General features: G+C 71.5%; 33 protein-coding genes. 28 read left to right on the forward strand and 5 right to left on the reverse strand.

Annotated features, from left to right (window positions below; genetic code table 11):
- Window positions 1-4: 4 nt before the first annotated feature.
- The 4 genes from epsC to RT655_RS17955 form a co-directional block, all read right to left on the reverse strand.
- A complete protein-coding gene (gene epsC / locus RT655_RS17940; protein ID WP_313539505.1) occupies window positions 5-976 on the reverse strand; it encodes a serine O-acetyltransferase EpsC in 972 nt (323 codons plus the stop codon).
- Window positions 960-2,258: a dicarboxylate/amino acid:cation symporter gene (locus RT655_RS17945; protein ID WP_313539508.1), complete on the reverse strand. Its 1,299-nt coding sequence runs from the start codon at window positions 2,256-2,258 to the stop codon at window positions 960-962. Before RT655_RS17945 ends, epsC begins: the two co-directional genes overlap by 17 nt.
- 142 nt (window positions 2,259-2,400) lie before the next feature.
- Window positions 2,401-2,769, reverse strand: a complete 369-nt coding sequence (locus tag RT655_RS17950) for a hypothetical protein (protein ID WP_313539511.1) — start codon at window positions 2,767-2,769, stop codon at window positions 2,401-2,403.
- 69 nt (window positions 2,770-2,838) lie between these two features.
- Entirely contained in the window at window positions 2,839-3,402 is a 564-nt protein-coding gene (locus tag RT655_RS17955; protein WP_313539513.1) for a helix-turn-helix transcriptional regulator, read from the reverse strand.
- 90 nt (window positions 3,403-3,492) lie between these two features.
- Here RT655_RS17955 and RT655_RS17960 point away from each other — a divergent pair, with 90 nt between their 5' ends.
- Window positions 3,493-3,936: a DUF6456 domain-containing protein gene (locus tag RT655_RS17960; protein ID WP_141987438.1), complete on the forward strand. Its 444-nt coding sequence runs from the start codon at window positions 3,493-3,495 to the stop codon at window positions 3,934-3,936.
- Here RT655_RS17960 and RT655_RS17965 read toward each other — a convergent pair.
- Entirely contained in the window at window positions 3,929-6,439 is a 2,511-nt protein-coding gene (locus RT655_RS17965) for a DUF2339 domain-containing protein (RefSeq protein WP_313539518.1), read from the reverse strand. The two genes, RT655_RS17960 and RT655_RS17965, sit on opposite strands and share 8 nt — an antisense overlap.
- 100 nt (window positions 6,440-6,539) lie before the next feature.
- Here RT655_RS17965 and RT655_RS17970 point away from each other — a divergent pair, with 100 nt between their 5' ends.
- The 27 genes from RT655_RS17970 (at window position 6,540) to RT655_RS18100 (ending at window position 25,790) form a co-directional block, all read left to right on the forward strand.
- A complete protein-coding gene (locus RT655_RS17970) occupies window positions 6,540-7,214 on the forward strand; it encodes a glutathione S-transferase family protein (RefSeq protein ID WP_313539521.1) in 675 nt (224 codons plus the stop codon).
- Window positions 7,215-7,223: 9 nt separating this feature from the next.
- Complete coding sequence (dapF, locus tag RT655_RS17975) at window positions 7,224-8,171, forward strand: diaminopimelate epimerase (RefSeq protein ID WP_313539523.1); 948 nt, start codon at window positions 7,224-7,226, stop codon at window positions 8,169-8,171.
- A 49-nt stretch (window positions 8,172-8,220) separates the two neighbouring features.
- Window positions 8,221-8,835, forward strand: a complete 615-nt coding sequence (locus RT655_RS17980) for a pseudouridine synthase (protein WP_313539526.1) — start codon at window positions 8,221-8,223, stop codon at window positions 8,833-8,835.
- The gene (locus tag RT655_RS17985; RefSeq protein ID WP_313539529.1) at window positions 8,832-9,662 is read left to right on the forward strand and encodes a 23S rRNA (adenine(2030)-N(6))-methyltransferase RlmJ; all 831 of its coding nucleotides are present in this window, start codon (window positions 8,832-8,834) and stop codon (window positions 9,660-9,662) included. The genes RT655_RS17980 and RT655_RS17985 overlap by 4 nt, the downstream gene beginning before the upstream one ends.
- Window positions 9,663-9,825: 163 nt before the next feature.
- Complete coding sequence (locus tag RT655_RS17990; protein ID WP_313539532.1) at window positions 9,826-10,311, forward strand: hypothetical protein; 486 nt, start codon at window positions 9,826-9,828, stop codon at window positions 10,309-10,311.
- A 50-nt stretch (window positions 10,312-10,361) separates the two neighbouring features.
- Window positions 10,362-11,618 carry a terminase large subunit domain-containing protein gene (locus RT655_RS17995; RefSeq protein WP_313539799.1) on the forward strand — a complete coding sequence of 419 codons (1,257 nt, stop codon included), beginning with the start codon at window positions 10,362-10,364 and terminating at the stop codon, window positions 11,616-11,618.
- A gap of 329 nt (window positions 11,619-11,947) precedes the next feature.
- Window positions 11,948-12,226: an EF-hand domain-containing protein gene (locus RT655_RS18000; protein WP_313539534.1), complete on the forward strand. Its 279-nt coding sequence runs from the start codon at window positions 11,948-11,950 to the stop codon at window positions 12,224-12,226.
- Window positions 12,223-13,323 (forward strand): phage portal protein, encoded by a 1,101-nt coding sequence (locus tag RT655_RS18005; protein ID WP_313539537.1) that lies wholly within the window; start codon window positions 12,223-12,225, stop codon window positions 13,321-13,323. The genes RT655_RS18000 and RT655_RS18005 overlap by 4 nt, the downstream gene beginning before the upstream one ends.
- Window positions 13,320-13,628, forward strand: coding sequence for a DUF6127 family protein (locus RT655_RS18010; protein ID WP_313539540.1), 309 nt, complete (start codon window positions 13,320-13,322; stop codon window positions 13,626-13,628). Before RT655_RS18005 ends, RT655_RS18010 begins: the two co-directional genes overlap by 4 nt.
- A complete protein-coding gene (locus RT655_RS18015; protein ID WP_313539543.1) occupies window positions 13,625-13,993 on the forward strand; it encodes an HK97 family phage prohead protease in 369 nt (122 codons plus the stop codon). The genes RT655_RS18010 and RT655_RS18015 overlap by 4 nt, the downstream gene beginning before the upstream one ends.
- Before the next feature lie 33 nt (window positions 13,994-14,026).
- Window positions 14,027-15,052: a phage major capsid protein gene (locus RT655_RS18020; protein WP_313539546.1), complete on the forward strand. Its 1,026-nt coding sequence runs from the start codon at window positions 14,027-14,029 to the stop codon at window positions 15,050-15,052.
- Window positions 15,053-15,068: 16 nt separating this feature from the next.
- Window positions 15,069-15,335, forward strand: a complete 267-nt coding sequence (locus RT655_RS18025; RefSeq protein ID WP_313539549.1) for a hypothetical protein — start codon at window positions 15,069-15,071, stop codon at window positions 15,333-15,335.
- Window positions 15,336-15,474: 139 nt separating this feature from the next.
- Window positions 15,475-16,695: a hypothetical protein gene (locus RT655_RS18030; RefSeq protein ID WP_313539552.1), complete on the forward strand. Its 1,221-nt coding sequence runs from the start codon at window positions 15,475-15,477 to the stop codon at window positions 16,693-16,695.
- Window positions 16,696-16,705: 10 nt separating this feature from the next.
- A complete protein-coding gene (locus RT655_RS18035) occupies window positions 16,706-16,840 on the forward strand; it encodes a hypothetical protein (protein ID WP_313539555.1) in 135 nt (44 codons plus the stop codon).
- A gap of 53 nt (window positions 16,841-16,893) precedes the next feature.
- Window positions 16,894-17,460: a hypothetical protein gene (locus RT655_RS18040; protein ID WP_313539558.1), complete on the forward strand. Its 567-nt coding sequence runs from the start codon at window positions 16,894-16,896 to the stop codon at window positions 17,458-17,460.
- Window positions 17,406-17,654, forward strand: a complete 249-nt coding sequence (locus RT655_RS18045) for a hypothetical protein (protein ID WP_313539561.1) — start codon at window positions 17,406-17,408, stop codon at window positions 17,652-17,654. The genes RT655_RS18040 and RT655_RS18045 overlap by 55 nt, the downstream gene beginning before the upstream one ends.
- Window positions 17,651-18,055 carry a DUF3168 domain-containing protein gene (locus RT655_RS18050; RefSeq protein ID WP_313539563.1) on the forward strand — a complete coding sequence of 135 codons (405 nt, stop codon included), beginning with the start codon at window positions 17,651-17,653 and terminating at the stop codon, window positions 18,053-18,055. Before RT655_RS18045 ends, RT655_RS18050 begins: the two co-directional genes overlap by 4 nt.
- Before the next feature lie 161 nt (window positions 18,056-18,216).
- The gene (locus RT655_RS18055) at window positions 18,217-18,624 is read left to right on the forward strand and encodes a phage tail protein (RefSeq protein WP_313539566.1); all 408 of its coding nucleotides are present in this window, start codon (window positions 18,217-18,219) and stop codon (window positions 18,622-18,624) included.
- Window positions 18,621-18,935: a gene transfer agent family protein gene (locus RT655_RS18060; protein ID WP_313539569.1), complete on the forward strand. Its 315-nt coding sequence runs from the start codon at window positions 18,621-18,623 to the stop codon at window positions 18,933-18,935. The genes RT655_RS18055 and RT655_RS18060 overlap by 4 nt, the downstream gene beginning before the upstream one ends.
- Window positions 18,932-19,126, forward strand: coding sequence for a phage tail assembly chaperone (locus RT655_RS18065; protein WP_313539572.1), 195 nt, complete (start codon window positions 18,932-18,934; stop codon window positions 19,124-19,126). Before RT655_RS18060 ends, RT655_RS18065 begins: the two co-directional genes overlap by 4 nt.
- Window positions 19,119-19,685, forward strand: coding sequence for a tail tape measure protein (locus tag RT655_RS18070; RefSeq protein WP_313539575.1), 567 nt, complete (start codon window positions 19,119-19,121; stop codon window positions 19,683-19,685). Before RT655_RS18065 ends, RT655_RS18070 begins: the two co-directional genes overlap by 8 nt.
- Entirely contained in the window at window positions 19,685-21,943 is a 2,259-nt protein-coding gene (locus RT655_RS18075; protein ID WP_313539577.1) for a DUF2460 domain-containing protein, read from the forward strand. The genes RT655_RS18070 and RT655_RS18075 overlap by 1 nt, the downstream gene beginning before the upstream one ends.
- Window positions 21,940-22,746: a DUF2163 domain-containing protein gene (locus RT655_RS18080; RefSeq protein WP_313539580.1), complete on the forward strand. Its 807-nt coding sequence runs from the start codon at window positions 21,940-21,942 to the stop codon at window positions 22,744-22,746. The genes RT655_RS18075 and RT655_RS18080 overlap by 4 nt, the downstream gene beginning before the upstream one ends.
- On the forward strand, window positions 22,743-23,129 hold the full coding sequence (locus tag RT655_RS18085) for a peptidoglycan endopeptidase (protein ID WP_313539582.1): 387 nt from the start codon (window positions 22,743-22,745) through the stop codon (window positions 23,127-23,129). Before RT655_RS18080 ends, RT655_RS18085 begins: the two co-directional genes overlap by 4 nt.
- Window positions 23,129-23,584, forward strand: a complete 456-nt coding sequence (locus RT655_RS18090) for a hypothetical protein (protein WP_313539584.1) — start codon at window positions 23,129-23,131, stop codon at window positions 23,582-23,584. Before RT655_RS18085 ends, RT655_RS18090 begins: the two co-directional genes overlap by 1 nt.
- 269 nt (window positions 23,585-23,853) lie before the next feature.
- Window positions 23,854-25,290 (forward strand): phage tail protein, encoded by a 1,437-nt coding sequence (locus RT655_RS18095; protein WP_313539802.1) that lies wholly within the window; start codon window positions 23,854-23,856, stop codon window positions 25,288-25,290.
- Window positions 25,287-25,790, forward strand: a complete 504-nt coding sequence (locus RT655_RS18100; RefSeq protein WP_313539587.1) for a DUF2793 domain-containing protein — start codon at window positions 25,287-25,289, stop codon at window positions 25,788-25,790. Before RT655_RS18095 ends, RT655_RS18100 begins: the two co-directional genes overlap by 4 nt.
- Window positions 25,791-25,873: the final 83 nt, after the last annotated feature.

The raw sequence follows: 25,873 nt of genomic DNA on the forward strand, positions 1-25,873 counted from the left end.
TCCCTCAGTCGCGATGTTCGGTCAGCCGCGCGGTCAGGTTGCTCTGCGCATCGCCATGCAGCGGCACCGCGGCGGGCTGCACCAGCACGCTGTGCGGCGGCACGTCGTCGAGCAGCCAGACATTGCCGCCGATCGTGCTGCCCCGGCCGATCGTCACCCGGCCGAGGATCGTCGCCCCCGCATAGACGGTCACGTCGTCCTCGAGGATCGGGTGGCGGGCATAGCGGCTGCGCGGGCCCGCCGGGGCCAGCCCCAGCGAGCTGCGCGCGCCCAGCGTGACGTGCTGGTACAGCCGTACGTTACGGCCGATGATCGTCGTCTCGCCGATCACCACCCCTGTGCCGTGGTCGATGAAGAAGCTCGGCCCGATCGTCGCCGCCGGGTGGATGTCGATGCCGGTGCGGGCATTGGCGAGCTCGGAGATAATTCGCGCGACGATCACCGCGCCCAGCCCATGCAGCTGGTGGGCGATGCGATAATGGAGGATCGCCAGCGCGCCGGGATAGCTGATCAGGATCTCGTCGACGCTGCGTGCGGCGGGATCGCCGACGAACGCCGCGTCGACATCGGCGTCGAGCAGGGTGCGGATCTCGGGCAGCGCGGCGGCGAACAGGCGGACGAGCAGGTCGGGCTGGTCGCTGTCGAACGGGGTGGCGCTGTGGCGCTGCCAATAGTCGAACTCGGCGGCGAGCTGTTCGCGCAGGATGGCGAAGGCCCGGCCCAGCTGCTCGGCGACGAAATCATCCTCGCGCGCGATGCCGCCGCGAAAACCGCCGAGCCGGGTGGGGAAGAGCGCGGCGGCGACATGCTCGACGAAGCGGGCGAGCTCGGCCGGCGCAGGGAAGCGGGAGAGGCCGCGATGCTCGGCGCGGTGCTCGCGCCAGGCCGAGCGGACGGTGTTGAGCGCCGACACCGCGTCGGCGATTTCGCCCGCGAAGGCGTGTCCGGACACCATCGCGTCAGGCCGGGGCGGCATGGGCCGGGGTGCCGAGCGCGTCGGGGGCGAGCAGGCCGCTCTGGCGGGCGACGATCGTCGGCACCAGCGCCTGGCCGGCGACGTTGACCGCGGTGCGCCCCATGTCGAGGATCGGGTCGATCGCCAGCAGCAGCCCCGCGCCCTCGAGCGGCAGGCCGAGCGTCGACAAAGTGAGGGTGAGCATCACCGTCGCCCCGGTGAGCCCCGCGGTCGCCGCCGAGCCGACCACCGCGACGAACGCGATCAGGCCATAGTCCGCCAGATGCAGCGGCACGCCGAAGAACTGCGCGACGAAGATCGCCGAGACGGCGGGGTAGATCGCCGCGCAGCCGTCCATCTTGGTCGTCGCGCCCAGCGGCACCGCGAAGGCGGCATAGGCCGAGGGCACGCCGAGCCGCTCGACCACCTCCTCGGTCACCGGCAGCGTGCCGACCGAGGAGCGCGAGACGAAGCCGAGCTGGATCGCCGGCCAGGCGGTGGCGAAGAAGCGCAAGGGGTTGAGCCCGTTCGCGAGCAGCAGCGCCGGGTAGACGACCAGCAGCACCAGCGCGAGGCCGATATAGACCGCCGCCGCGAAGGCGCCGAGCGCCGACAGCGCGTCCCAGCCATAGCGGACCACCGCGTCGCCGATCAGCGCGGCGGTGCCGATCGGCGTCAGCGCGATCACCCAGCGCAGCAGCCGGCGGAAGATCGCGAGCGCCGAGGCGTTGAACTGAAGGAAGGCGCTGCCCGCCTCGCCGACGCGCACCGCTGCCGCGCCGATCGCGATCGCCGCGACGATGATCTGGAGCACGTTGAACGACAGGCCGGTGGTCGCCGCGCCGTCCTTGAGCGTGGTGGCGGCGGTGAGGCCGAGGAAATTGGCGGGGACGACGCTCTTGAGGAAATCGAGCCACGACCCGGTGCTCGACGGCGCCTTGGCCGCGCTCGCGGCGACGCCCGCGTGCAGGCCGGGCTGGAGCAGCAGGCCCAGCGCGATGCCGATCAGCACCGCGATCAGCGCGGTGGCGGCGAACCAGAATAAAGTGCGGGCGACCAGCCGCGCGGCATTGTCGAGGTCGCGCAGCGCGGCGATCGAGGCGATGATCGCGGTGAACACCAAAGGCGGCACGAGCGCCTTGAGCAGCTGGACGAAGATCTGCCCGATGGTGTGGAGCGCCTCGCCGAGCCCTGCCTGCCCGGTCGCACGGACGGCGAAGCCCAGCGCCAGGCCGGCGGCCATGCCGAGCAGCACCTGCAGGGCTAAATTGGGGCGGATACGGACGGGGACGGCGTTGGCCATGCGTGGCGGCTCCTTTCGGAGTGCCACGATATCCTACTCACCAAGTAGGAGAACAAAGATTTGCTATCAGCCCGGCTCGGCGGGCTTGGGGCCGGGCGACCGCAACGGGCCGCCCGGCGCGCCGATCAATTGGCCTTGCCGATCAGTTCGCCTTGAACGTCGGCTTGTCGCCGGTGAAGGCGACGGTGACATAGCTGTTGTCGCACAGGTTGATGTTGGGCCAGACCGCGTTGGTCTTGTCCTCGAAGGTGGCGCGAACATCGAACTTGCAGGCGCTCGCCGCCTTTTCGAAATGCACCGTGGTCTTGCCGCTCGGCTTGACCTTGCCGTCCTTGTTGAGCTCGGCATCGACCTTGTTGTCGACCCAGCTGCCGCTGCCGGCGGCGGCGACTTCGATCTTGGTGATCAGCTTGCCGGTATTGTTGGTGAGCATGAAATCCCAGTCGTCGGCCAACGCGGGGCCGGCCAGGGCGAGGAATGCTGCGGATGCAATAAGCGCCAGTTTCTTCATGGTCTTCTTCCCTCCTGTTGCGCAGCATGTTGCGCCCAACAGGTGCAGCGAGCAAGGGCGTAACAATGCTTATAGCGTGCGCACCAGCCGCACCGCGACGGCGATCCAGGCGGGGTCCGTCACCACCTGCTGGCGGCCCCCCGCACCGGGCGGGAGCAGCTGCAGCCGGGTGCCGTCGCGGCCGATCAGCCGGCCGAACAGGAAGCGGCCGGCGGGGCGCGGCACCAGCACGTCGCGGTTGAGCGCGTGGCCGAAGTCGGCGGGGGCGAGCCGCTCGCACCAGATCGCGTCGCCGGTGCGATAGTCGCCGATGCTCGCCTCGACGGCGATGGCGATGGTGCCGGCTTCGGGGCGGGGCGGCACCAGCGTGGCGGGGCGGCGCGGGGCATGGGCGCCGTCGGCCTCCAGGAACGCGGCCACCGGCACGTCGGGGCGATCGGGAAGCTGGACCAGATCGGCGGCATCCACCTCCAGCGCGGCGGCGATCCGGTTGAGCCAGGCGACCGATACGGTGCGGGTGCCCGTCTCGAGTCGGCCGATCGTCTGCGCGGTGGTGGGCGGCTTGCAGCGCCGGGCGACGTCGTCGAGGGTCAGCCCCTTGGCGCGGCGGACTTCGCGTATCGCGGTGATCATGGCCTGCTCCTAACCAAATCGGTTTTCCTCTTTCCTACAGATGCGCCGCGATGGCAAGAGGGTCACGTTGGAACAAAAGGAGATCGTGGCATGCGCGAGCTGGTGGAGCGGTCGACGGGCAAGGGCCGCAGCGTGACGGTGAATCTAGGCGAGTCGCCGCTCGACTGGCTGCGCGCACGCGGCCATGTCGATGCGCGGCAATATGAGGCGGGCGAGCGGCTGCGCGGCGATTACGAGACGGCCTCGCTGGGGCCAAGCGTGACGATGCGCTGGGATCCGGCGCCGCGCGAGGGTGGGCGGCGCGCGGCGCCCGAGCCGCTCGATCCGACGCTGGCGCAGATCGCCGCCAAGCGCCGCTTCGATGCGGCGATCGCGGCGGTGGGCGGCGGGCTCTCCGACATCCTGTGGCGCGTGGTCTGCGCGGGCGAGGGGCTGAGCGCCGCCGAAAAGGGCCTCGGCTGGCCGAGCCGCGCGGGCAAGCTGGTGCTGTGCCTCGCCCTCGACCGCGTGGCGGACCATTACCGGCTCAGGTAAGCGGCGGTGCCTCCTGCGCGGCGGCGGCGGGGCGGGCGAGGAAGCGGCTATAGGCCCACCCGATCGCGATCAGCGCCACGCCGAGTCCCAGGAAGGAGAGGATGCGCAGCAGCCCGTCCAGCGCGGCGGCGTCGACCAGGAATACCTTGCAGGTGGTGAGGGTCAGCAGGCCCAGCCCGGCCAGCCGCAGGTCGTGCCGCCCGGCCGCGATGCCGCGCCACAGCCAGGCGAGCGCGAGCAGCAGCAGCGCGGCGGAGTAGCCGCCATTTTCCAGGCTGCCGATCGGCCCGGTGAGCAGCGTGCCGTGCGCCGCGCAGCGGATCGCGGCGAGTGCGGCGGCGATGCTGAGCAGCGCGGCGGGCACGCGCAGGCGCGGCAGCGTCCAGCACCAGAAGGCGGCGAGGGCGAGATGCGCGGCGAGCAGCGGCCCGGCTTGCTGCGCAACGAAGGCGGGGTTGAGCAGGAGCAGGTCGAACCAGACCAGCCGGGCGAGGCCGAGCAGCAGCAGCAGCGCTTTGGCCAGCCCGGGCAGTCGCCCGGCGCGGAACGGCGCCCAGCCGGCCGCGAGCGCCGCCTGGGTGAACAGCGCACGCTCGACAAAGCCCCAGGCCAGGAAGCGCTCGGGCGTGGCGATCGCCAGAGGCTGCTTGGCGAGCGTGTAGAGCAGCAGCACGGCGCCCGTGCCCGCGAGGATCGCGGCGCCACGCCGGGCGCGTCCGAAGGCGCGCGGGTCGACGAAGAGGAAGGCCAACGCGACGGCAATCGGCAGCCCGAGGACGCGCAGCAGATCGGCGAAGACCGGCAGCTCCTTGTAAGGCAGGCGATCACCGATCAGCGCCACGAAGATTGCCGAGGCAACGTCGAGTAACGGCGGCCCCGCGGCGACCAGCGCGGCGAGCAGCCACAGGATCGGTAGCGCGAACAGGGTGGGCGCGCGCACCTGCCGTGCCCAGACGGCCAGCCCCCCCAGCACCAGTGCGAGCGGGACCGACAGCCAGCCATGCGGCAGCGCCTGGGCCAGCGCCACGGTCAGCAGCAGCGCAGATGCCAGCGTCGCGGCGATGAGCGCGGGATCGTCGGCGTCGCTGCGCAGCATCCAGGCGAGCCGGGCGCAGGCGAGCGCGGCGCCGAGTTCGAGCAGGCCCCAGCCGAGCGGGGGCAGCAGCGCCGGGGTCAGCACATGCGCGACGAGCACGGGGCCAGCGGCGCCGAGCAGCGCGAGCGCGATCCATTGCCGCCCGCGTGCCGCCAGCGCATGGCCGGCGCCGGTGAACAGCAGCGCCGCAACGAGCGCGCCAGTCGGCGTGCTGCCGTGGTGGACGGCGGTGAGCCCCAGGGCCTCGAGTGCCAGCAGCAGCGCCATCGCGGCGGGGGCACCGGGGAGATAGACGGCGTCGCGCCAGGCAAGCACCAGCGTCGCGGCGGCGAGAACGAGGTAGAAGCTCCAGGCGAGCGGCCCGAAATCGAGCCCCGGCGCGATCGACACCAGCTGCAGCAATCCGACCAGCAACGGCGCGAGCCGCAGCCAGCGGTTGCGCAGGCCCGCGGCGGGCAGCGCGGCGCTCGCCCCGCCTGCCAGCAGCATGGTGTAAAGGCCGATGGCGGAGAGATTGCCGCGCCCGTCGAGCACCGCGATCAGGAATTGCGTCCAGCCCAGCCCCGCGACGCTCGCCGCCAGCGCCAGCCAGCCCCAGCGGCGATGCACCGCCAGCCCGAACAAGGCGGCGACGAACAGCCCGAGATAGACGAGCAGCGGTGCGATGCCCGCGGCGTTGAACCCGGCCACCAGCGGCGCGAGGAAGCCGCCCGCCAGCGCCATGATCGCGGTCGGCGGGCCGTGGCGCAGCGACAGCCCCATCGCCCCGAGCGTCACCAGCACGACCGCGCCGAACGCGGTGAGCGGGGCGATCAGATGGTAGAGCGCGGCCGCCATGTAGAGCGTGCCGTAGAGGCTCGCGATGCCGGCGCCGGCGAAGACCTGCCCCAGCCGGGCATCGTCGCGGGTGGCGGGGAGTCGGCGCACGACTTCGCTCGCCGCGACCAGCGCGAGGCCGAACAGCGCGGCGATGAACGTGCGCGCGGCGGGGCCGAGCAGGCCCTGCTCGATCGAATAACGCACCAGGAAGAAGCCCGCGAGCACCAGCGCGACGCCGCCGATCCAGATCGGCAGGCGGCCGCCGACCAGCGTCTCGAAACTGAGGCGGGGCAGGGTGAAGGCAGGGCTCGGCGCAGGCGACGGTCCTTCGACCGGTGCCGGTATGGGCACCGGCGGGATCTCGCTTCCGTCATCGGTCTCATCCGCGGGTATGCGCGGGCCCTGGAGGTCGGCGGTCTGCACGCGCGCTACCGGCCGCGGCGCCGGTGCCTGCGCGCGGCCGTCCAGCCGCGCGAGCCGCACCTCCAGCGTCTGCAGGTCGTGCTCCAGCCGGTCGATCCGCCGCTTGAGCACGGCGAAGGCGGTCGCGGCGGCGACGGCGAGCAGCAGGAAGGCATAGGCAGTCATCGCGCCCGACTTCGCACGTTCCGGCGGCGATGTCGCGCACCGGCCGCGCGACACGCCCCAAAATCGGCTATGCTGCGCGCCATATAGGAGAGGAACACCGATGATCGTCTATGGTTCGACCTTGTCCCCGTACGTCCGCAAATGCATGGTGTTCGGGGCGGAGAAGGGCTTGGAACTGCAGCTGAAATTTGCAGGGCCCGGCAGCCCGGACCCCGAGTTTCGCGCGATCAGCCCGTTCGGCAAGATGCCGGGTTTCCGCGACGGCGACTTCACCATTTCCGATTCGTCCGCGATCGTGACCTATCTGGAGGCGAAATATCCCGAGCCCAATCTGATCCCGCTGGCGCCCGAAGCGAGGGCGCGGACGATCTGGTTCGACGAACTGGCCGACACGATCATGATGGCGGCGGGGTCGGCCATCTTCGGCAATCGGTTCGTGAAGCCGCGGGTGATGCAGTTGCCGTGCGACCACGCCGCCGCCGACCAGGCCGAGAACGAGTTGCTGCCGCCGATCTTCATCTATCTGGAAACGGCCATCCCCGACAGCGGCTTCCTGGTGGAGGACCGGCTGACCCTCGCCGATATCGCGGTCGCAAGCCCGCTCGCGACGCTGGGCTGCGTCGGCGTGTGCGTCGATGCCGCACGCTATCCGCGCACTGCGGCCTATGTCGAGGCGATCCACGCCCGGCCGAGCTTCGCCGCGATCCTCGCGCGCGACAAGGCGCAGGTGGCGGCGTTGGGCGGCGCAGTAGCCAAGGCGCCCGTCGCCGCTTAGATGGGCGGCATGCGTATCCCCTTCACCAAGTGCCATGGCTCGGGCAACGACTTCCCGCTCATTGATGCCCGCGTGATGACGCTGTCCGAAGCCGAGTGGGCGACGCTCGCCCGCCTGCTCGCTGATCGCGCCGGGCCGGTGGGCGGCGACGGCCTGCTCGCGCTGGTGCCGGGCGACGACGCCCACGCCTTCGGCATGCGGATGTGGAATTCGGACGGCTCGGAGGCGGAGACCTGCCTCAACGGGCTGCGCTGCACCGCGCGGCTCGGCTTCGACCTGTTGGGACTCGACGCTGCGCAGGTGAAGCTCAAGACCAGTTCCGCCAGCGTGTCGCGCGATCCGGAGATCGCCCCCGGCGTCGCGACAATCCGCACGCTCGTTGGCCCCAATTCGACCCGCGCCGCCGATGTCGGGCTGGTCGGGGCGCCCGAGCAGGTACTCGACGCCCCCATCGCTGGCCTGCCCAACCCGCGTGCCTTCACCGCGGTGGCTATGCCCAATCCGCATCTGGTGACCTTTGTCGACCAGGTCGACGAGGCCGAACTGGTGGCACTGGGCGAATGGTGCGAAAGCCGCCCGGCGCTATTGCCCGCGCGCGCCAATGTCTCGTTCGTCGAGCTGCGCAGCCCGACCCGCCTGTTCGTCCGCACCTTCGAGCGCGGGGTCGGGCTAACCGACAGCTGCGGCAGCGCGATGGCGGCATCGGTGCTGAGCGCCGCGCTTACCGCCCGCGTCCCCTTCGGCACGCCCATCGAGGTGTTCAACCGCGGCGGCATGGTCCGTGGCCGAGCCGAGGCGGACACGCGGGTGGTGCTCAGCGGCAACGCGACCTTCGAGGCGGAGCAGGCAGTCGCGGTGGATTTCGCCACCGCGAGTCTGGGCGCGGTGGAAACGCTGCGGGCGCGGAGCGACGAGCGCTCTGCCTGGAACGCGATGGTCGCGGGACTGGCGCGCTAGGCGACGGGCGACGGAAGACACGAGCGCATCCGAGCGCTATGCGCGCGGCATGCCCCGGCTGCTTCTGTTCAACAAACCCTTCGGGGTCCTGTCGCAATTCACCGATCGCGGGTCGCCGACGACGCGGGCGACCCTGTCGGATTTCATCGACGTCAAGGGCGTCTATCCCGCCGGGCGGCTGGATCGTGACAGCGAAGGGCTGCTGCTGTTGTGCGATGACGGGCGACTGCAGGCGCGCATCGCCGATCCGCGCTTCAAGATGCCCAAGACCTATCTCGTGCAGGTCGAAGGCGATCCGCAGGACTCGGATCTGGCGCCCTTGCGGGAAGGCGTGCGGCTCAACGACGGCATGACCCTGCCGGCCGAGGTCGCGCGGATCGATGCGCCGGCGCTGTGGCTGCGCGATCCGCCGATCCGCGAGCGCAAGTCCATCCCCGACAGCTGGCTCCGCATCACCATCCGCGAAGGACGCAACCGGCAGGTGCGGCGGATGACGGCGGCGGTCGGCCTGCCCACGCTGCGGCTGGTCCGCTGGTCGATCGGCGACTGGTCCGTCGCCGGGATCGCACCGGGCCGGTTCGAGGAGGACGCCGCGCTGCGCGATCGGCAGCCCCGCCCGGCCGGGCATGCAAAGGCAAACCGTGAGGATTCCGGATCTCGATGAATTATCGCCATTCGTTCCATGCCGGCAACAGCGCCGATGTCGTCAAGCACAGCCTGCTGATCGCGCTCGTCCGGGCGCTCCAGCAAAAGCCGGGCGCGTTGACCCTGCTCGACACCCATGCCGGCTGCGGGCTCTACGACCTGGGCGGCGAGCAGGCCCAGCGCACCGGCGAGGCTGCGCACGGCGTGCTGCGGGCGTTTGCGGACGCGAATCCCTTGCTGGACGACTATCGCGCTGCCGTGCGGGCGGTGAATGCCGGGGCGGAGCCGCATCTCTATCCCGGCTCGCCGCAGTTCCTGGCGCAACTGTTGCGCCCCCAGGACCTGCTGATCCTCAACGAAAAGCATCCCGAGGACGCCGTTGCGCTGCGCGATGCAATGCGCGGCACTGCAGCTGCCGTGCACACGCGCGACGCCTATGAACTCTGGCTGGCGATGCTGCCGACCAAAACGCCGCGCGGCGTGGTGGTGGTCGATCCGCCCTATGAGCAGACCGACGAACGCGAGCGCATCACCGCAACCCTCGCCGCGGCGCACCGCAAATGGGCGCATGGTGTGACGGTGATCTGGTATCCGCTGAAGGACCGCGCGACGCATCATCAGTGGAAGGGCAGGCTGCGCAGGCTCGGCATCCCGAAATTCCTGACGATCGAGCATTGGCTGTACGATGCCGATATGCCGGGGATCTATAACGGCGCGGGCCTCTTCGTCGTCAATCCGCCCTATGCCTTTACCCAGACGTTGCCGCCCTTGCTGGAGGCCCTCCGCACCGCGCTCGCGCCGGAAGGCCATGGCGGCGAAATGATGGTCGATTGGCTGGTCGCGTAGCGCCCGGTAAAACCAGATAGGTTAAATGCCTTGACATCGTCACGCTCCTGTGGTACAAAACAGGAACGCTGAAGAATCGTGAGTCGCGGGGACGCGGCTTGACCGAACGGGCCGGACAGGAATGTCCCGGCCCGTTTGCGTTTTCGGGAGAGCGCAGATGGCATTGACGATCGCGGCGGGGAATCAGCGGCGGCGGCAGATCCGAAGCGTTTCGGATCGCGGCTGGACACGCGAGAAGCGGCAGACCTTTCTCGATATGCTGGCGGTTACCTGCAATGTCGGTCTCGCTTGTGCCGAGACCGGAATGTCGAATGCGGGGGTGTATGCGCTGCGCCGGCGGGATCCGGAGTTCGCTGCGCTTTGGCGCGATGCGCTGCTGATGGGGTATGACCGGCTTGAGGAACGGCTGCTTCGCCGCGCGGGCGCGGGCGTCAACGATGTCGAATTCGGCACTGGCGACGTCACGGAGGCACCGCTTGATGCCGAACTCGCGCTCAATCTGCTGCGCAACCATCGGCCCACGGTAGAAGGACGGCGTAAGCGCCTTGGCGGCGAGATCCACCGCATCAGCCGGGAGGAGGCGCAGGCGGCGCTCGCCAAACGGCTGGATGCGCTGGAGAAGCGGCTGAAGGCAGAGCAGGGCCGGTGAGGGATCCGCTCGAGCGGCTGGCCCTGCTGCCGCGCAAGGAGCGGGACCGGATGCTGGAGCGCATGTCCGACCGGGAGATCCGCGCGTTCAACGAATGGTGGGAACGCTGGGCGCATGAAGGCCAGTTCTGGCCCGACGGCGACTGGCGCGTGTGGCTGATCCGCGCCGGGCGCGGCTTCGGCAAGACGCGGGCGGGCGCCGAATGGGTGAGCCAGATGGCGCGCGACGTGCCCGGTGCCCGGATCGCATTGGTCGGCGCGACGATCGAGGATGCGCGGCGGGTGATGGTGGAGGGGCCCTCCGGGCTGCTCGCGCTGGGGCTGGAGGGCGAGATGCTCGACTGGCGTTCGAGTGCGGGAGAGCTGGTGTTCGGATCGGGCGCCCGCGCGCTCGTCTATTCGGCCGAGGCGCCCGAGAAACTGCGTGGGCCCGAGCATGACTTCGCCTGGGCGGACGAACTGGCCAAATGGTCGGCGAGCACCGCCGACGCGACCTGGGACAATCTGATGATGGGAATGCGCCGCGGCGAGACGCCGCGGGTGGTGGTCACGACCACGCCGCGCCCGGTGAAGCTGATGCGCCGGGTGATGGCGATCCCGCGCCCGGCGCTGCACCAAACCCGCGGGCGGACCCGCGACAATATCCATCTGCCGCGCAGCTTCGTCGAGGCGATGGTGGCCGAATATGCCGGCACGCGGCTGGGGCGGCAGGAGCTGGACGGCGAGATGATCGACGATGTCGCGGGCGCGCTGTGGCCGCGTGCGCTGATCGAGCGCCAGCGCTGCGCGGTCGAGGTGCCGCTGGTGCGGGTGGTGGTCGGGGTCGATCCGCCCGCCGGTACGGAAGGCGATGCCTGCGGGATCGTTGCGGTCGGGTTGGGCGAGGACCGGTGCGGCTATGTGCTCGCCGATGCGAGCGTTGCCGGGCTCAGCCCCGAGGGTTGGGCGGCGGCGGTGGCGGACTGCGCGGCGCGGTTCGAGGCGGAATGCGTGGTGGCGGAGAAGAACCAGGGCGGCGCGATGGTGGAGAGTGTGCTGAAGGCGGCGGAGACGACGTTGCCGCTCCGGCTGGTCCATGCCAGTCGCGGCAAGGTGGTCCGCGCGGAGCCGGTGGCGCTGCTCTACGAGCGCGGGCTGGTGTGGCACGCGGGCGTGTTCGCCGAACTGGAGGCGGAACTGGCCGGGTTGCAGGCGAGCGGTGGGTATCAAGGGTCGGGCCGCTCGCCCGACCGCGCCGATGCGCTGGTCTGGGCGGTGACCGAGCTGATGCTCGGCCGCCGCGGCAAGGCGGCGGTGCGGATGGTGTGAGACGCCAATTCCTCCCCGGAACGGGGAGGGGGACCATGCGCAGCATGGTGGAGGGGCCGCCGCGACACGCGGCGGTTCCAGGCGGGTCGGACACACCGCGCCTCGCGGCGCGGCCCCTCCACCCCGCGGCTTGCGCCGCGCGGTTCCCCTCCCCGTGCCGGGGAGGATCTTAGGCACTGCATTTCTTAGCCCCTCCTCCTTGGAGGAGGGGTTGGGGTGGAGGGATTCCAGAACGCCTGTGGTCTTTGCGAGACACAGCCCCACCCCCAACCCCTCCCCTGAAGGGGAGGGGCTTTTCAGGTGACAGGAGAAGCTCAATGCGAAACTGCATGGCTGCAGGGCTGCTCGCCCTGCTGACGGGCGCGTGCACGCTCAATGCGCAGACCGGCGTCGCGGTGGGCGCGGGCGTCACCGTGGCGGTCAACGACCGCGATGGCGACGGCTTGCTCGACGTCGCCGAGGTGCAGGCGCTGGTCGCCCGGGTATTTCCCCCCGACAAGCTGACCGGCGGCTTCTGGGACGGGATGCGCGCCAGCCTCACCGCCGCCTATTGGGCACGCGACCTGGATCATGACGGCAAGCTCAGCGTCGCGGAGCTGGCGCGATGAAGTGGTTCGGGCGCAAGGCCGCGCGCGAGGGGCAGCGGCCGGCACTGGCACGCGGCGTCTGGGGGAGCTTCGGCGACTGGCCGCGCAGCTATGAGGTGCAGCTGCGCGAAGGCTATTGCCAGAACCCGGTGGCCCAGCGCGCGGTGCGGATGGTGGCGGAGGGCGTGGGCGGCGCACCGCTGAAGGGCAGCGATCCGGCGCTGGTGGCGCTGGTCGCAGCACCCTCGGGCGGGCAGCGGCTGCTCGAGACGCTGGCGGCGCAGCTGCTGCTCCACGGCAATGCCTATGTCCAGCTGCTCGCCGACGACGCGGGCACGCTGCAGACGCTCTACGCGCTGCGCCCCGAGCGGGTGAGCGTGGAGCCCGATGCCGCCGGCTGGCCGGTCGCCTATCGCTACCGCGTCGGCGAGCATGTCACCCGGCTGGCGGCGGATGATGGCGGGCGGCCGCAGATCGTCCATTTGCGCGCCTTCCATCCGGCCGACGACCATTATGGCCTGGGCTGCCTCGACGCGGCGGCGGGCGCGATCGCGATCCACAATGCGGCGACGCGGTGGAACAAGGCGCTGCTCGACAATGCCGCGCGGCCGAGCGGGGCGCTCGTCTATGATCCCGGCGACGGCTCCGCGCTGGCGCCCGACCAGTTCGCGCGGCTGAAGGACGAGATGGAGGCCGGGTTCGCTGGCGCCGCCAATGCCGGGCGGCCGATGCTGCTCGAGGGCGGCCTCAAATGGCAGGCGATGAGCCTGACGCCGGCGGACATGGATTTCGTGGGGCTGAAGGCCGCGGCGGCGCGCGAGATCGCGCTGGCCTTCGGGGTGCCGCCGATGCTGCTCGGGCTGCCCGGCGATGCCGCCTATGCCAATTACCGCGAGGCCAATCGCGCGCTGTGGCGGCTCGCGATCCTGCCGATGGCCGAGCATCTGCTCGGCGGGCTGGTGCGGGGTCTGGGCGCCTGGTTTCCGGGTGCTGTGCTCGCGGTCGATCTCGATCGGGTGACGGCGCTGGCCGAGGAGCGCGAGCTGCTCTGGCGGCAGGTCGCGGGCGCCGACTTCCTGACAAGCGAAGAGAAACGCAAGATGGTGGGGTTGCCATGACCGATGGAACGATGCTCGGCCAACTGATCGCGCAGGCCGAGGACGAAGGCGCCGAGCTGACCACGCTCCGCGCCATTGCCGAAGAGGCGGGCACCGTGGGGGCGAACCGCGCGCTGGCCCGGCTGGGGCTGGAGGATAGCGGCGCCGCCAAGGACATGGCGGAGCTGCGCGAGCTGCTGAGCGCGTGGCGCGATGCCAAGAAGTCGATGATCAAGGCGGTGATGCAGTGGCTGGGCCGCACGATGGCCGCGCTGGTGCTGGTGCTGCTGGCGCTGCGGATGGGCTTTCCGGGCTGGCTGAAATGAGCGTGCGCTTCGCCGGCTATGCCGCGGTGTTCGATCGCGAGGATCGCGGCGGCGACGTGGTGCGGCCGGGGGCGTTCGGGCCGGTGGGGCCGGTGCCTTTGCTTTGGCAGCATGCCGGCAAGCCGGTCGGCACGATCGAGGCGATCGGCGAGGATTCGCGCGGGCTGCGGGTGATCGGTCGGGTCGAGGATCCGCGGCTGGCGGCGCTGGTCGCCGAGGGTGCCGTTGCGGGGCTGTCCTTCGGCTACCGCGTGGCGGCGGCCCGGCGCGGACGGGTGCGCGAGCTGACCGCGCTCAAGCTGATCGAAGTGAGTCTGGTGGCCGAACCGATGCAGCCGCTCGCGCGGGTGCACGCGGTCGGCTGAGTTTTTCCAATCTTTCTTGAGCGGGAGAAGACCATGGATGCGATGGAATCGAGCTTCGAACAGGTGACACTGCCGCCGGTGCGGCCGATGCTGGCCGGCGGGCGTCCGGCGGCGAGCGCGGCGTTCGACGGATACTTGCGCGGCGGCGTGGAGACCAAGGCGCTGTCGGGCAATAGCGGCGCGGAGGGCGGCTATGCGGTGCCGCGCGAGGTCGACGCGCAGATCGACGTGACGCTGCAGGCGATCTCGCCGATCCGGGCGATCGCCAATGTGGTGAAGGTGGGGTCGAGCGGCTATCGCAAGCTGGTGGCGAGCGGCGGCTTCGACAGCGGCTGGGCCTCCGAGACCGCGGCTCGCCCGATCACCGCGACGCCGGTCTTCAACGAAGTCGCACCCCCCTTTGGCGAGCTCTATGCCAACCCGGCGGCGAGCCAGGCGATGCTCGACGACGCGATGTTCGACGTGGAAAGCTGGCTGGCCGGCGAGATCGCCCGCGAGTTCGCCCAGGCCGAGGGTACCGCGTTCGTCAATGGCAACGGCACCAACCAGCCCAAGGGCTTCCTCGCGGTGCCGACCTCGACCGCGGCGGACGCGACGCGCGCCTTCGGCACGCTCCAGTACCTCTCCACCGGCGCGGCGGGCGCCTTTGCCGCCAATCCGGAAGAGAAACTTATCGACCTGGTCCAGGCGCTGCGTGCGCCGTACCGCCAGGGGGCAAGCTGGGTGATGAACTCGGCGACGCTCGCGCGGATCCGCAAGTTCAAGACCAGCGACGGCCAGATGCTGTGGCAGCCCGGCATTGCCGCGGGCCAGCCGGCGACGCTGCTGGGGTACCCGGTGGTCGAGGCCGAGGACATGCCGGACATCGCCGCCAACGCCTTCTCGGTCGCCTTCGGCAATTTCCAGGCGGGCTATCTGATCGCCGAGCGCGGCGACACCCAGCTGCTCCGCGATCCCTATTCGAACAAGCCCTTCGTCCATTTCTACGCGACCAAGCGGCTGGGCGGCATGGTGAGCAATTCGGAGGCGATCAAGCTCCTCAAGTTCGCCGCGAACTGAGCCGGAGGAGGAACCCATGGCAGACAGTTTCGCGAACCGGGCCGACCATGTCGCGGCCCCGGCGACCTTGGCGACTGCGGTGGTGCCCAGCGACACGGTGGCGCTGACCGACATCCCCAAGGCGCTCTATGTCGGCACCGGCGGCACGGTGACGATGCGCGGGGTCAATGGCAGCGTCGACACGGTGTGGAAGAACGTGTCCAACGGCACGATCCTGCCGTTCCGCGCGCGCTATGTGCGGGCGACCGGCACCAGCGCCGCCGACCTGCTGGCGCTCTACTGATGGACGGGCTTTCGCTGTCCCTCCCGGCGGTGGCGCGCAGACGCGTGCCGCCGCCGGCGGGGGCCGGGCTCTCGACCCGGGTCGACCGCACCACCAGCACCGTGGATTCCACGCTGCGCAGCACCGACAGGAGCTGAGCATGGCCAAGCAGAGCATCAATGTCGGATCCGCCGCAAACGACGGCACCGGCGATACCGAGCGTGCCGCCTGGATCAAGGCGAACGCCAATTTCGACGAACTCTATGACGCCGCCGCGCGGCTGCCCAAAATCGAGAAGAGCGGCGCCTATACGGCGTCGAGCGATGATACCGGCAGCTCGATCCGCGCCGATGCGAGCGGCGGCGCCTTCGCGATCACCCTGCCGGCGAGCGCGGTGCGCGAGGGCGACTTCCTCCGCGTCCACAAGGGCGATGCCAGTGCCAACCGGGTGACGGTGCGCAATGCTTCGGCAAGCGACCTCGCTTGGCTGTCGGCGCAGGGCGACGCGGTGTGGTTCGTCTGGTGGAAGGGCGCGTGGGAGGCGTTCGACTGGCGGATCGCGCCGCTGCGGATCGTCTACACGAGCTCCGCCACCAGCACCCGGCCGCCGCTGGCAGCCGGCCTGGAGGTGATGGCGATTGGTGGCGGTGGCGGCGGCGGCTCGGGCCGCTGCGGCGCCAGCGCCTCGGTACGCACCGGCGGCGGGGGCGGCGGCGGCGGCATGGTGCAGCTGCTGCGATTCGCCGCCGGCGCGCATGGCGCAACCGAATCGGTGACGGTGGGCGCCGGCGGGAGCGGCGGCCCGGCGGCCGGTACCGCCGCCGCCAATGGCGTGGCCGGCGGCACGGGGGGCGCCAGCCTGCTGGGCGGTCTGGTCCGCGCCGACGGCGGTAACGGCGGCGGCCCCGGGCAGACGGCCGGGACGGTGGCCGGGGCTGCGCTGGCCGGCGGCACCTTCGCCGCGTCCGGCGGCGGGGGCGGGAGCAGCGCTACCGGCACGGGGGGCGCGGGCAGCGCCGGCGCGGCTGGTGGCGGCGCGGCCGGGGCGAGCATCGACGCCAGCAATGTCGTGCGGCTCGCCGCCGCCGACGGTGCGGGATCGAGCCATGCCGGATCGCCGGCCGTCGCGGGTGCCGCAGGGACAACGAGCAGCGCTGCAGGCGGCGCCGGCGGCGCGGCGGATCCGCTGGTCGGGTCCGGCGGTGCGGGCGGCGGGGGCGGCTATACGGGCAACCTCACCGGCAATGGCGGCGCAGGGGGCGCCGGCGGGGCACCGGGCGGCGCCGGCGGCGGCGGGGGCGCCTGCGACACCGGCTTCGTCTCGGGCGCAGGCGGTACCGGCGGGCGCGGCGAGGTTCGCGTGACCTGGACCTTCGGCTGAGGCGCGGGCGATGGCAGTCTATCGGGTGATCGAGGCGGGCGCGGTGGTCAACCGGATCGAGTGGGACGGCACGTCCCCCTACGACCCGGGCGACAACCGGACGCTGGAGGCCGAGGCGGAGGCGGAGGCGGAAACTACCGCCTAGGCCTTGTCGCGCCGCGCGGGCACGCGGCGGCAACCAACAGAGGGAGAAGAACCATGGACGCACCGCCCTTTCCGGCGGCGGCGATCGCGAGCGCGTGCGCGGCGGTGAAGGACTATCTGCGCATGGCGAACGGCACCGACGATGCCGCCGTCACTGCCGCCGTCCAGACCGCGCTGGCACTGGGCGAGGCCTTTACCGGCACCGCCTGGATCGCGCGGCAATGGCAGGCCTGGCTCGGCCGCACGCCCGATTGGCAGCGGCTGCCGGTGGCGCCGGTCACCGCGATCGGCGCGGTCGAGACAGTCGATGCCGCGGGTGCGGCGACGGCGCTGCCGGTGGCGGCGTACACGATCGATCTGGATGCGCGCGGCGAGGGCTGGGTGCGGCTGGCGCTGACGACGGTGCCGGCGCGGGTGCGCGTCACTTTCGTGGCGGGCACGGCGCCGGGCTGGGAGAACCTGCCGCCGCCGCTTGCGCAGGGCGTGGTGCTGCTCGCGGCGCATCTGCTCGAGACGCGCGGGGACACGGCGGTGCCGCCGGCGGCGGTGGTGGCATTCTGGCGGCCGTGGCGGCGGCTGCAGCTGATGGCGGGGGCGCGGCGGCAATGCTGGAGCAGCTGAAGGCGCGCGCTGACGCGGCAGGCCGCGCGGCGGCCACGGACGCGGCCGGGCGATTGGCCGAACGCGTCCGCGAGGCGGTGCCGGGCGTGTCGGTGACGGTCGAGGGTAGCGCGGTCACGCTGTCGGGGCGCGGGCTGTGGCGGCGCTGGCTCGCCGACCCCGCGCTGCGCTGGCTGGGAGGGCTGTTGCGATGAGCCCGCAGGAAGCGATCACCGCGGCGATGCGCACCGCGCTGACCGCCACGGGCGCCTTGTCGACCCCGGTCAACGGCGTGTTCGATGCGCCGCCCCAGCGGGCGGTGCGGCCCTATCTGCTCGTGGACGAGGCGATGCTCACCGACTGGAGCACCAAGGACCAGGACGGCCGCGAGGTGCGCACCTCGGTGCTGGTGCGCGATTCCGGCGTCGCCCGGCAGCGGGTGCGGGCGCTCGCGGCGGACGTCGAGGCGGCGATCGCCGCGATGCCGGCGGCGCTGGGCGGCGGCTGGCGGATCGTCAGCCGGGTGCTGGTCCGCACGCGGGTGGTGGACGAGGGCGCGAACGGGGTGACGGCGGTGGTCGAGCACCGGGTGCGGATGCTGCGGGCCACATTCTAGCCCCTCCTCCTGGGAGGAGGGGTTGGGGGTGGAGGGATTCCAGATCGTCTGTTGGTCTCGGTGAGACACAGCCCCACCCCGACCCCCCCCCCTGAAGGGGAGGGGCTTTAGCGCGCGCCGGGCAAATGCCGCGTGCGCTCACGAACCAACAGGAGACACAAATGGCAGCGGAAAAAGGCAGCGCCTTCCTGCTCAAGGTGGGCAATGGCGCGACGCCGGTGGTGTACGCCAGCGTGGCGGGGCTGCGGACGACGCAGCTTTCGGTGAACGGCGAGGCGGTGGCGATCACCAGCAAGGATTCGGGCGGCTGGCGCGAGCTGCTCTCCGGCGCCGGGGTGCGATCGGTGAGCGTGTCCGCCGCGGGCGTGTTCACCGGATCGACCGCGGAAGTGCGGGTAAAGGCCAATGCCTTGGCCGGCACGCTCGACGATTATCGGCTGAGCTTCGAGAGCGGCGAGACGATGACGGGCAGGTTCCTCGTCACGCGGCTCGACTATGCCGGCGATTTCAACGGGGAGCGCAGCTACACGCTGAGCCTGGAAAGCTCCGGCCCGGTGGTGAGCGCATGACCGGCGCGGCCAATCCGGTGCGCGGCGAGGCGACCCTGCGGGTGGGCGGCGTGCCGCTCGTCCTGCGGCCGAGCTTCGAGGCGCTGGTCGCCGCCGAGGCCGAGCTGGGCCCGCTGTTCGCGCTGGTCGAGCGCGCGGCGGCCGGGCGGCTGGCGCTGAGCGAGATGGTCGCGCTGTTCTGGCATTGCCTCAAGTCGGCCCCCGAAGGGCTGACCCGCGAGGCGTTTTCCGAAGGCGTGGCCCAGGCCGGGCTGGTCGCGGCGACCCCTGCCCTCAAGGCGCTGATCGGCCAGATCCTGGCAGGACGATGACGAGCTTCGCCGAGGCGGCCGGGCGGCTGGCAGGACTGGCAGGGCTCGCCTTCGGCTGGAGCCCCGATCGGTTCTGGCTGGCGACCCCGGCCGAACTCGCCGCGCTGCTGATGGCGGCCGCGCCCGAGGCGGGGGAACCGCCGAGCGCGGACCTGATCGCAAGATTGCAGGAGCAATTTCCCGATGGATGAGGAAATCGAACGGCTGGTGGTCTCGGTGCGTGCCGATACCGCCGGCTTCTCGCGCGACGTGGATGCGATGCGCGGCACGCTCGAAGGGCCGCTGGCGACCGGCGTCGACCGCGCGGGCAAGACGATCGAGACGACGCTGCTGCGCGCGGTGCAGACCGGCAAGCTCGGCTTCGACGATCTCGCCAAGATTGCGCTTAAGGCGCTAGAAGAGATTGCCCGGGCCGCGGTTGGGGTCAGCTTCCCACCGACTCGCGGCACAGCGGCCGACGGCGGTGGTTGCATGCTGTCGCTGCTCGGCGGGCTGTTCGGTCTGCCGGGCCGTGCCACCGGCGGGCCGGTGAGCCCCGGTCGTCCCTATTGGGTCGGCGAGCGCGGGCCCGAGCTGTTCGTGCCGACCAGCGCGGGGCAGGTGGCACCTAGCAACGGGCAGGGCGGCGGGCGCGACGTGCGCGTGTCGATCACCGTCAACGCCGCCGCCGATGCCGCGCCCAAGGCGCTGGCGCAATCGAGCCGGCAGGTGGCGCGGGCGGTGCGCTCGGCGCTGGCGGGGCTCGACTGATGGGCTGGTGGCTCGCCGCGCGGCGGCGCGACCAGGCGACGGGCGTGATCAGCCGGTTCGATCCGGTCTATTGGACGGTGAATTTTCCCCGGCCGATGATGGCGAGCGTGGTCACCAGCGCACCCGATGCGCTGCGTGTCGACCTGGTGTTCCAGCGGCGCGGCGATCTCGCCGGGCTGATCTGGGAGGCGGAGGACCGTTGGGACCACCCGCTGCTCGCTTATGCGACCGCGCGCGACTTTCGCGGCTGCCGGCTGCGGTTCCGCTGGCGGTCCTCGGGGGTGATCGCGCTCGATGCGGTCAACGGCCCGGTGCTGACGATCGAAGGGCGCGACGCGGGCGGTGTGCCGCGATCCTGGTATGTGCGACTGTGGAACTATGCCAGCGGCGCGCCGAGCGATGCCGAGGTGTCGATCGATTTTGCCGATGTGGCGGGGGGCTTCCTGCTGCCGGGCGAGGCGGATCCGGTTTGGGCCGGGGATGTCGACCGGATGTTCGTCTCGCTGGTGCCGCCGGGCTATGTCGCGGGCGACACCACGCCGCTGGCGGCGGCGAGCGAGGGCTGGGTCGAGCTGACCGGCATCGCCTGCGACGGGCCCGGATCGGTGCTGACGATCGGCGACGTGGTGCTGCCCGAGCACCGCCTGTCGATCGCGACCGGCTATGACGACGGCTACAACCAGACGCCGGCGCGGCTGCTGCGGAATATCCTCCAGCTCGGCTATCGCGGCGACATTCTCCATTATGTCGGCATGAGCCATTATTTCCGGCTCGAGCCCGCCTCGGGCGGCTTCTATGCGAGCCTGGCTGGGGGCCCGCTCAACCGGGCCTGCGCCGCGTGGCATGCGGACTTCGCGGCGCGGGCCAGGGCGCTCGGCTATGGCGTGATCTGGTCGCTGAGCTACGAGCTGCTCGACCAGCATTGCTGGGGCGACTGGAAGCAGCGCGCCGCCGACGGCAGCCCGGCGCTGACCGGGTGGAGCCCGCCCTCGACCTTGCTCTCGCTCGCGCATGCCGGGGCGATGGCCTATCTGCACGCGGTGGCGCTGGCGTTTGTCGGGATCGCGCAAGCCGCAGGGCTGGCGGTGAAGTTCCAGATCGGCGAGCCCTGGTGGTGGGTGATGGCCGATGGCTGGCTCTGCATCCACGACGCGGCGGCGCAGGCGGCGCTCGGCAATCCCGCGCCGCAGAATCTGAAGGGTACGGTGAACATCGTTGTGCTCGATGCGGCGGGGGCGTTGCTCGCCGCATCGACACTCGCGCTGCGCGATGCGGTGAAGGCTGCCGCGCCCGGCGCGCAGGTCCTGCTGCTCACCTATCTGCCCACCGTGCTCGACCCGGCGATGCCCGAGGCGAAGCGCGCGAACATGCCGGTGGGCTGGGCCTCGCCCGCTTTCGACGTGCTCCAGCTTGAGGATTATGACTGGGCAGCGGCGGGCAATGCGGCGGCGTCCGAACGCGCGGTCGCGGCGGCGCAGGCGCGGCTCGGCTATCCGGCGGCGCGCCAGCATTATCTCGCCGGCTTCGTGCTGCGCGCCGAGAACCGGCTCCAGTGGCGCGCGATCGCCGAGGCGGCCGAGCGGGGCCGCGCGCGCGGAGTCGCGGCGACCTTCGTCTGGGCGCTGCCGCAGGTGGCGCGCGACGGTTTCACCCATTTCGACCAGGAGGCGGACGTGACGCCCTTCGACGACGTGTCCTTTCCGATCGCGCTGGGGCGCGAGGCGGAGGTGGTGCCCGAGCTCTCGACCGCGATCGTCACCAGCGCGGGCGGCGCCGAGCGGCGCAACGCCGCCTGGGCGCAGGCGCGGACGCGCTATGATGTCGGCCCCGGCGTCCGCTCCGAGGCGGACATCGCGGCGTTGCTGGCCTTCTACCGCGCGCGGATGGGGCCGGCGCGCGGATTCCGGCTACGCGATCCGTTCGATTACCAGGCCCAGGACGAGCCGCTCGGCACCGGCGACGGCCAGACCGCGCGCTTCCAGCTGGTCAGGAGCTATGGCGAGACGGTGCGGCGGATCACCCGGCCGGTGGCGGGCACCGTGGCGCTCAAGCTCAATGGCGTCGCGACCTCGGCCTTCACGCTGGGCGCGAGCGGGGTGGTGACGCTCGACGTTGCGCCCGCCGCGGGGGTGAAGCTCACCGCGTCCTTCCTGTTCGACGTGCCGGTGCGCTTCGCCGAGGACCAGCTGCGGGTGAGTCGCGCGACCTTCCTTGCCGGTGCTGCCGCCTCGGTGCCCTTGGTGGAGATCCGCGAATGAGCTGGCTGGAAGGCACGCTGACCACCGTCACCCTGTGCTGGCGGATCGAGCGGCGCGACGGGGTGACGATCGGCCTCACCGCGCACGACCGCGACCTGCTGATCGACGGCGTACTCTACCGCGCCGCGCCGGGGATGACCCCCAGCGCGGTCGAGCGCAGCGCGACGCTGGAGGCGGACAGCATGGACGTGCACGGCATGCTCTCCGGCGACGCTATCTCCGAGACGGACCTGCTCGCCGGCCGCTGGGACTTTGCCCGCGTCGCGCTGTTCGCCACCGACTGGACCGCGCCGGGCGAAACGGTGGCGCTGGGCGAGGGGACGATCGGTGCGATCGAAACGCGGGACGGCGCGATCACTGCGGAGCTGCGCGGGCTCACCGCCGCCTTCGATGCGCCGGTGGCCGAGGCGACCTCGCCCGATTGCCGCGCCGAGCTGGGCGACACGCGGTGCCGGGTGGCGATGGCCGGGCGGCGGCGCTTCGCCCGGGTGACGGCGGTGGCCGACGCGGTGGTGACGCTGGATACCGCCGAACCCACCGCCAACGCCTACGGCAACGGCCGGCTGCGTTGGTTCGGCGGGCCGAACAGCGGGCTGGAGGATGCGATTGCCGCGTCCGAGGGCAACCGGGTGACGCTCCGCCGCCCGCCGCGCTTCGGCGGGGTGGGCGCCTTGGTCCAGCTCATTGAGGGCTGCGACGGCCGGTTCGAGATCTGTACGGGTCGCTTCGCCAACGCCGCCAATTTCCGCGGCGAGCCCTTCCTGCCGGGCACCGACCTGCTCACCCGGTATCCCGGCGCATGAGCGGCGCGGCGGTGGTCGCGGCGGCGCGGGCAGCGCTCGGCGCGCCCTTTCGGCTGCACGGACGCGACGTGGCGACGGGGCTCGACTGCGTCGGGCTGGCAGTGGTCGCGCTCGGACGCGGCGCGCCGGCAACGTATCGGCTGCGCACCGGCGATGTGGCCGGCACCGCGGCGCAGCTGCGCGAAGCCGGGTTGGTCGAGGTCGCGAAAGCACAACTCGGTGACCTGCTGCTCTGCCGCAGCGGACCCGGCCAGCTGCACCTCGCGATCCGCTGTGAGGACGGAATCATCCATGCCGACGCGCTCGCGCGCCGGGTGGTCGAACGCCCCGGCCCCGTGCCCTGGCCGGTGCTGGGCTGCTGGCGTCTGGAGGAGGAAGGCTGATGGCGACGGTGGTGCTGACGGTGGCGGGTGGGCTGATCGGCGGGCCGTTCGGCGCGAGCCTGAGCGGGCTGATCGGCGGTGCGATCGACCGCCAGCTGCTGTTCAAGCAGGGCCCGCGCGAGGGGCCGCGGCTCGCCGACCTCCGCGTCCAGACTTCGAGCTATGGCACCGCGATCCCGCAGCTGTTCGGGACGATCCGGGTGGCGGGCAGCGTGATCTGGGCGACCGACCTGATCGAGCATCGCGCCACCGAGGGCGGCGGCAAGGGCGGCCCTCGACCACCGCCTACAGCTACACCGCGTCGTTCGCGGTGGCGCTGTCGACGCGGCCGATCCAGGGCGTGGGGCGGATCTGGGCGGACGGCCAGCTGCTTCGTGGCGCGGCGGGCGACTTCAAGGTGCGTACCGGCTTCCGCCTTTACACCGGCGCCGAGGACCAGCGGGTCGATCCGCTGATCGCGTCGATCGAAGGCTCGGGCACGGCGCCGGCGCATCGCGGCACCGCCTATGCGGTGTTCGAAGATCTCGAACTCGCCACCTTCGGCAACCGCATTCCCCAGCTGAGCTTCGAGGTGATCGCGGACGCCGAGCCGGTGGCGGCGAGCAGCGTCGCGCAGGCGCTGGGGGTGGCGGCGGACGGGCTCACTACACCGCTGGCCGGCTTCTCCGCGCAGGACTCGCTGCGAAACACGCTGGACGCGCTGTGCGCGGCGACCGGTGCCTGGGTGCAGAGCGACGGCAATGCCCTGACTCTGCAGACCGGCACGGGGGCGGCGCGGGCGATGGCCGACAGCGGGGTCGGCGCCGACGCCCAGCCCACCGGCCGAGGGGCGCGCGCGATCGCGGCGGCGGATGCAGCGCCGCGCCGGCTGAGCATCGGCTATTATGATCCCGCGCGCGACTATCAGGCGGGCGTGCAGCAGGCGTCGCGCCCGGGCACCGGCACGCGCGAGACGCGAATCGACCTGCCCGCCGTGCTCGATGCCGGCGCGGCCAAGGCGATGGCGGCGGCAGCGCTGGCCCGCACCGATCTGGCCCGCGAGCGCCGCACGCTGACGCTCGGCTGGGAGGCGCTGACGCTCGCCCCCGGCGCGCGCATCACCATCGACGGTGCGCCCGGCCAGTGGCGCGTGGATCGCTGGTCGCTCGAGCACATGGTCGTGAAGCTCGAATGCGTGCCGATCGCCGAGGCGCCGCTCTCGGGTGCGGCGAGCCCCGGCCGCGCGGTCATGGCGCCGGACGCGCAGCGCGGCCGTACCCTCCTGATGCCGTTCGAGCTGCCGCCGCTGGACGACGTCGCCACGACGGGACCGAACCTGGTGGTTGCCGCTACCGGCACCGGCAGCGGCTGGCGCCGGGCCGCGCTGCTGGCGAGCACCGATGGCGGCGCGCACTGGGTGCCGGCGGGGGATACCGCCTATCCGGCAATTCTCGGCACGGTGCGGGTGCCGCCGGCCCCGGCCCGCGCGGCGCTGATCGACAACGCGGGCTATGCCGAGGTGGAACTCGCCCGCACCGACATGGCGCTGGCCAATGCGGATCCGGCGGCGCTCGACGCCGGCGCGAACCTTGCGATGCTCGGCGACGAACTGCTTCAGTTTGGCCAGGCGGCGAGCCTTGGTGGGACCCGCTGGCGCCTGTCGCAGCTATGGCGCGGCCGGCGGGGGACCGAGGCGGCCATCGGCACCCAGCGCATCGGCGATCGCTTCGTGCTGGTCGCGCGCGAGACGCTCAAGCCGCTCGACCTTCGGGTGGCTGTCGGCGGGGCGGTGCGACTGCTCGCGCAAGGCTCCGACGATCCCATTGATGTGGCGCCCGTCACGACGACATCGACCGGCATCTCGCTGCTGCCCCCGTCGCCGGTGCACCTGCGCGCGACGCGGCAGGGCGATGTCACGCAAATCGGCTGGGCGCGGCGGAGCAGGGTCGGCTGGGCATGGCGCGACGGCGTCGACGTGCCGCTCGGCGAGGAGGTCGAGCGCTATGAAGTCGAGATCGTTCGCGGGGCCGAGCGAAGCGTGCGCACGCTAAGCTCCCCCGGGCTGACGCTGTCCGCCGCCGATCGCGCGGCGCCGCTCACGCTCACGGTACGCCAGATCGGCACCTACGGCCTGTCGCCCGCCGTGCAGCTTTCGATTCCCAGTCTTGGAGACGACCAATGACCGTTTTGCCGACGCCGCGCCTGGCGCTGCCGCTGCTCGAGCCCGGGCAGGCGCAGAAGGAGATGTTCCACAACGAAGCCCTCGCGCTGCTCGACATCGCCACCCAGGCAGCCGTGGTCGCGGCGATGGTCGATTTGCCGCCCGCAGCGCCGGCGACCGGCCAGTGCTGGATCATCGGTGCTGCGCCGCAAGATGCTTGGGCCGGTCAGGCACGCAAGCTGGCAGGGTGGACCGAAGGCGGCTGGCGTTTTTTGACTCCGCGTGACGGCATGCGGGTGTGGGTCGCCGCGGACCAGGCCCTGGCCTTGTTCAGCGGCGGAGAATGGTACCAAGGGCGTACCTATGGAAGACTTTTTATCGAAGGGCGGCAAGTAGTTGGGCCCCGACAGTCGAATGTCGCGGAACCCTCGGGGGGCATGACGGTTGACGCAGAGGCGAGAGGGGCGATCTCCGCGGTCCTACAAATGTTGCGCCAGCACGGGTTGATCGGAACGGATTAACATGTGACGTTTGTGCAACAGTCCGCGGGTTTGTGCGCTTGCGCCGAAACTTTGGTTTGAGTAGTGAGTTTGGCCTGTCCGTT

This window comes from Sphingomonas sp., from assembly GCF_032114135.1.
Classification (GTDB): Bacteria; Pseudomonadota; Alphaproteobacteria; order Sphingomonadales; family Sphingomonadaceae; genus Sphingomonas.

What these genes read in the sequence shown, in the direction of transcription:
- RT655_RS17950 (WP_313539511.1), bottom strand. Translation starts at nt 2,769, where the DNA reads ATGAAGAAACTGGCGCTTATTGCATCCGCAGCATTCCTCGCCCTGGCC.
- RT655_RS18065 (WP_313539572.1), top strand. Translation starts at nt 18,932, where the DNA reads ATGACGAGCTTCGCCGAGGCGGCCGGGCGGCTGGCAGGACTGGCAGGG.
- dapF (WP_313539523.1), top strand. Translation starts at nt 7,224, where the DNA reads ATGCGTATCCCCTTCACCAAGTGCCATGGCTCGGGCAACGACTTCCCG.
- RT655_RS18000 (WP_313539534.1), top strand. Translation starts at nt 11,948, where the DNA reads ATGGCTGCAGGGCTGCTCGCCCTGCTGACGGGCGCGTGCACGCTCAAT.
- RT655_RS17955 (WP_313539513.1), bottom strand. Translation starts at nt 3,402, where the DNA reads ATGATCACCGCGATACGCGAAGTCCGCCGCGCCAAGGGGCTGACCCTC.
- RT655_RS17960 (WP_141987438.1), top strand. Translation starts at nt 3,493, where the DNA reads ATGCGCGAGCTGGTGGAGCGGTCGACGGGCAAGGGCCGCAGCGTGACG.
- RT655_RS17970 (WP_313539521.1), top strand. Translation starts at nt 6,540, where the DNA reads ATGATCGTCTATGGTTCGACCTTGTCCCCGTACGTCCGCAAATGCATG.
- RT655_RS17985 (WP_313539529.1), top strand. Translation starts at nt 8,832, where the DNA reads ATGAATTATCGCCATTCGTTCCATGCCGGCAACAGCGCCGATGTCGTC.
- RT655_RS18075 (WP_313539577.1), top strand. Translation starts at nt 19,685, where the DNA reads ATGGGCTGGTGGCTCGCCGCGCGGCGGCGCGACCAGGCGACGGGCGTG.
- RT655_RS18015 (WP_313539543.1), top strand. Translation starts at nt 13,625, where the DNA reads ATGAGCGTGCGCTTCGCCGGCTATGCCGCGGTGTTCGATCGCGAGGAT.
- RT655_RS18050 (WP_313539563.1), top strand. Translation starts at nt 17,651, where the DNA reads ATGAGCCCGCAGGAAGCGATCACCGCGGCGATGCGCACCGCGCTGACC.
- RT655_RS17945 (WP_313539508.1), bottom strand. Translation starts at nt 2,258, where the DNA reads ATGGCCAACGCCGTCCCCGTCCGTATCCGCCCCAATTTAGCCCTGCAG.
- RT655_RS18070 (WP_313539575.1), top strand. Translation starts at nt 19,119, where the DNA reads ATGGATGAGGAAATCGAACGGCTGGTGGTCTCGGTGCGTGCCGATACC.
- epsC (WP_313539505.1), bottom strand. Translation starts at nt 976, where the DNA reads ATGCCGCCCCGGCCTGACGCGATGGTGTCCGGACACGCCTTCGCGGGC.
- RT655_RS18040 (WP_313539558.1), top strand. Translation starts at nt 16,894, where the DNA reads ATGGACGCACCGCCCTTTCCGGCGGCGGCGATCGCGAGCGCGTGCGCG.
- RT655_RS18020 (WP_313539546.1), top strand. Translation starts at nt 14,027, where the DNA reads ATGGATGCGATGGAATCGAGCTTCGAACAGGTGACACTGCCGCCGGTG.
- RT655_RS18010 (WP_313539540.1), top strand. Translation starts at nt 13,320, where the DNA reads ATGACCGATGGAACGATGCTCGGCCAACTGATCGCGCAGGCCGAGGAC.
- RT655_RS17995 (WP_313539799.1), top strand. Translation starts at nt 10,362, where the DNA reads ATGCTGGAGCGCATGTCCGACCGGGAGATCCGCGCGTTCAACGAATGG.
- RT655_RS17965 (WP_313539518.1), bottom strand. Translation starts at nt 6,439, where the DNA reads ATGACTGCCTATGCCTTCCTGCTGCTCGCCGTCGCCGCCGCGACCGCC.
- RT655_RS18035 (WP_313539555.1), top strand. Translation starts at nt 16,706, where the DNA reads ATGGCAGTCTATCGGGTGATCGAGGCGGGCGCGGTGGTCAACCGGATC.
- RT655_RS18030 (WP_313539552.1), top strand. Translation starts at nt 15,475, where the DNA reads ATGGCCAAGCAGAGCATCAATGTCGGATCCGCCGCAAACGACGGCACC.
- RT655_RS18080 (WP_313539580.1), top strand. Translation starts at nt 21,940, where the DNA reads ATGAGCTGGCTGGAAGGCACGCTGACCACCGTCACCCTGTGCTGGCGG.
- RT655_RS18090 (WP_313539584.1), top strand. Translation starts at nt 23,129, where the DNA reads ATGGCGACGGTGGTGCTGACGGTGGCGGGTGGGCTGATCGGCGGGCCG.
- RT655_RS18060 (WP_313539569.1), top strand. Translation starts at nt 18,621, where the DNA reads ATGACCGGCGCGGCCAATCCGGTGCGCGGCGAGGCGACCCTGCGGGTG.
- RT655_RS18025 (WP_313539549.1), top strand. Translation starts at nt 15,069, where the DNA reads ATGGCAGACAGTTTCGCGAACCGGGCCGACCATGTCGCGGCCCCGGCG.
- RT655_RS18005 (WP_313539537.1), top strand. Translation starts at nt 12,223, where the DNA reads ATGAAGTGGTTCGGGCGCAAGGCCGCGCGCGAGGGGCAGCGGCCGGCA.
- RT655_RS18085 (WP_313539582.1), top strand. Translation starts at nt 22,743, where the DNA reads ATGAGCGGCGCGGCGGTGGTCGCGGCGGCGCGGGCAGCGCTCGGCGCG.
- RT655_RS17980 (WP_313539526.1), top strand. Translation starts at nt 8,221, where the DNA reads ATGCCCCGGCTGCTTCTGTTCAACAAACCCTTCGGGGTCCTGTCGCAA.
- RT655_RS18100 (WP_313539587.1), top strand. Translation starts at nt 25,287, where the DNA reads ATGACCGTTTTGCCGACGCCGCGCCTGGCGCTGCCGCTGCTCGAGCCC.
- RT655_RS18055 (WP_313539566.1), top strand. Translation starts at nt 18,217, where the DNA reads ATGGCAGCGGAAAAAGGCAGCGCCTTCCTGCTCAAGGTGGGCAATGGC.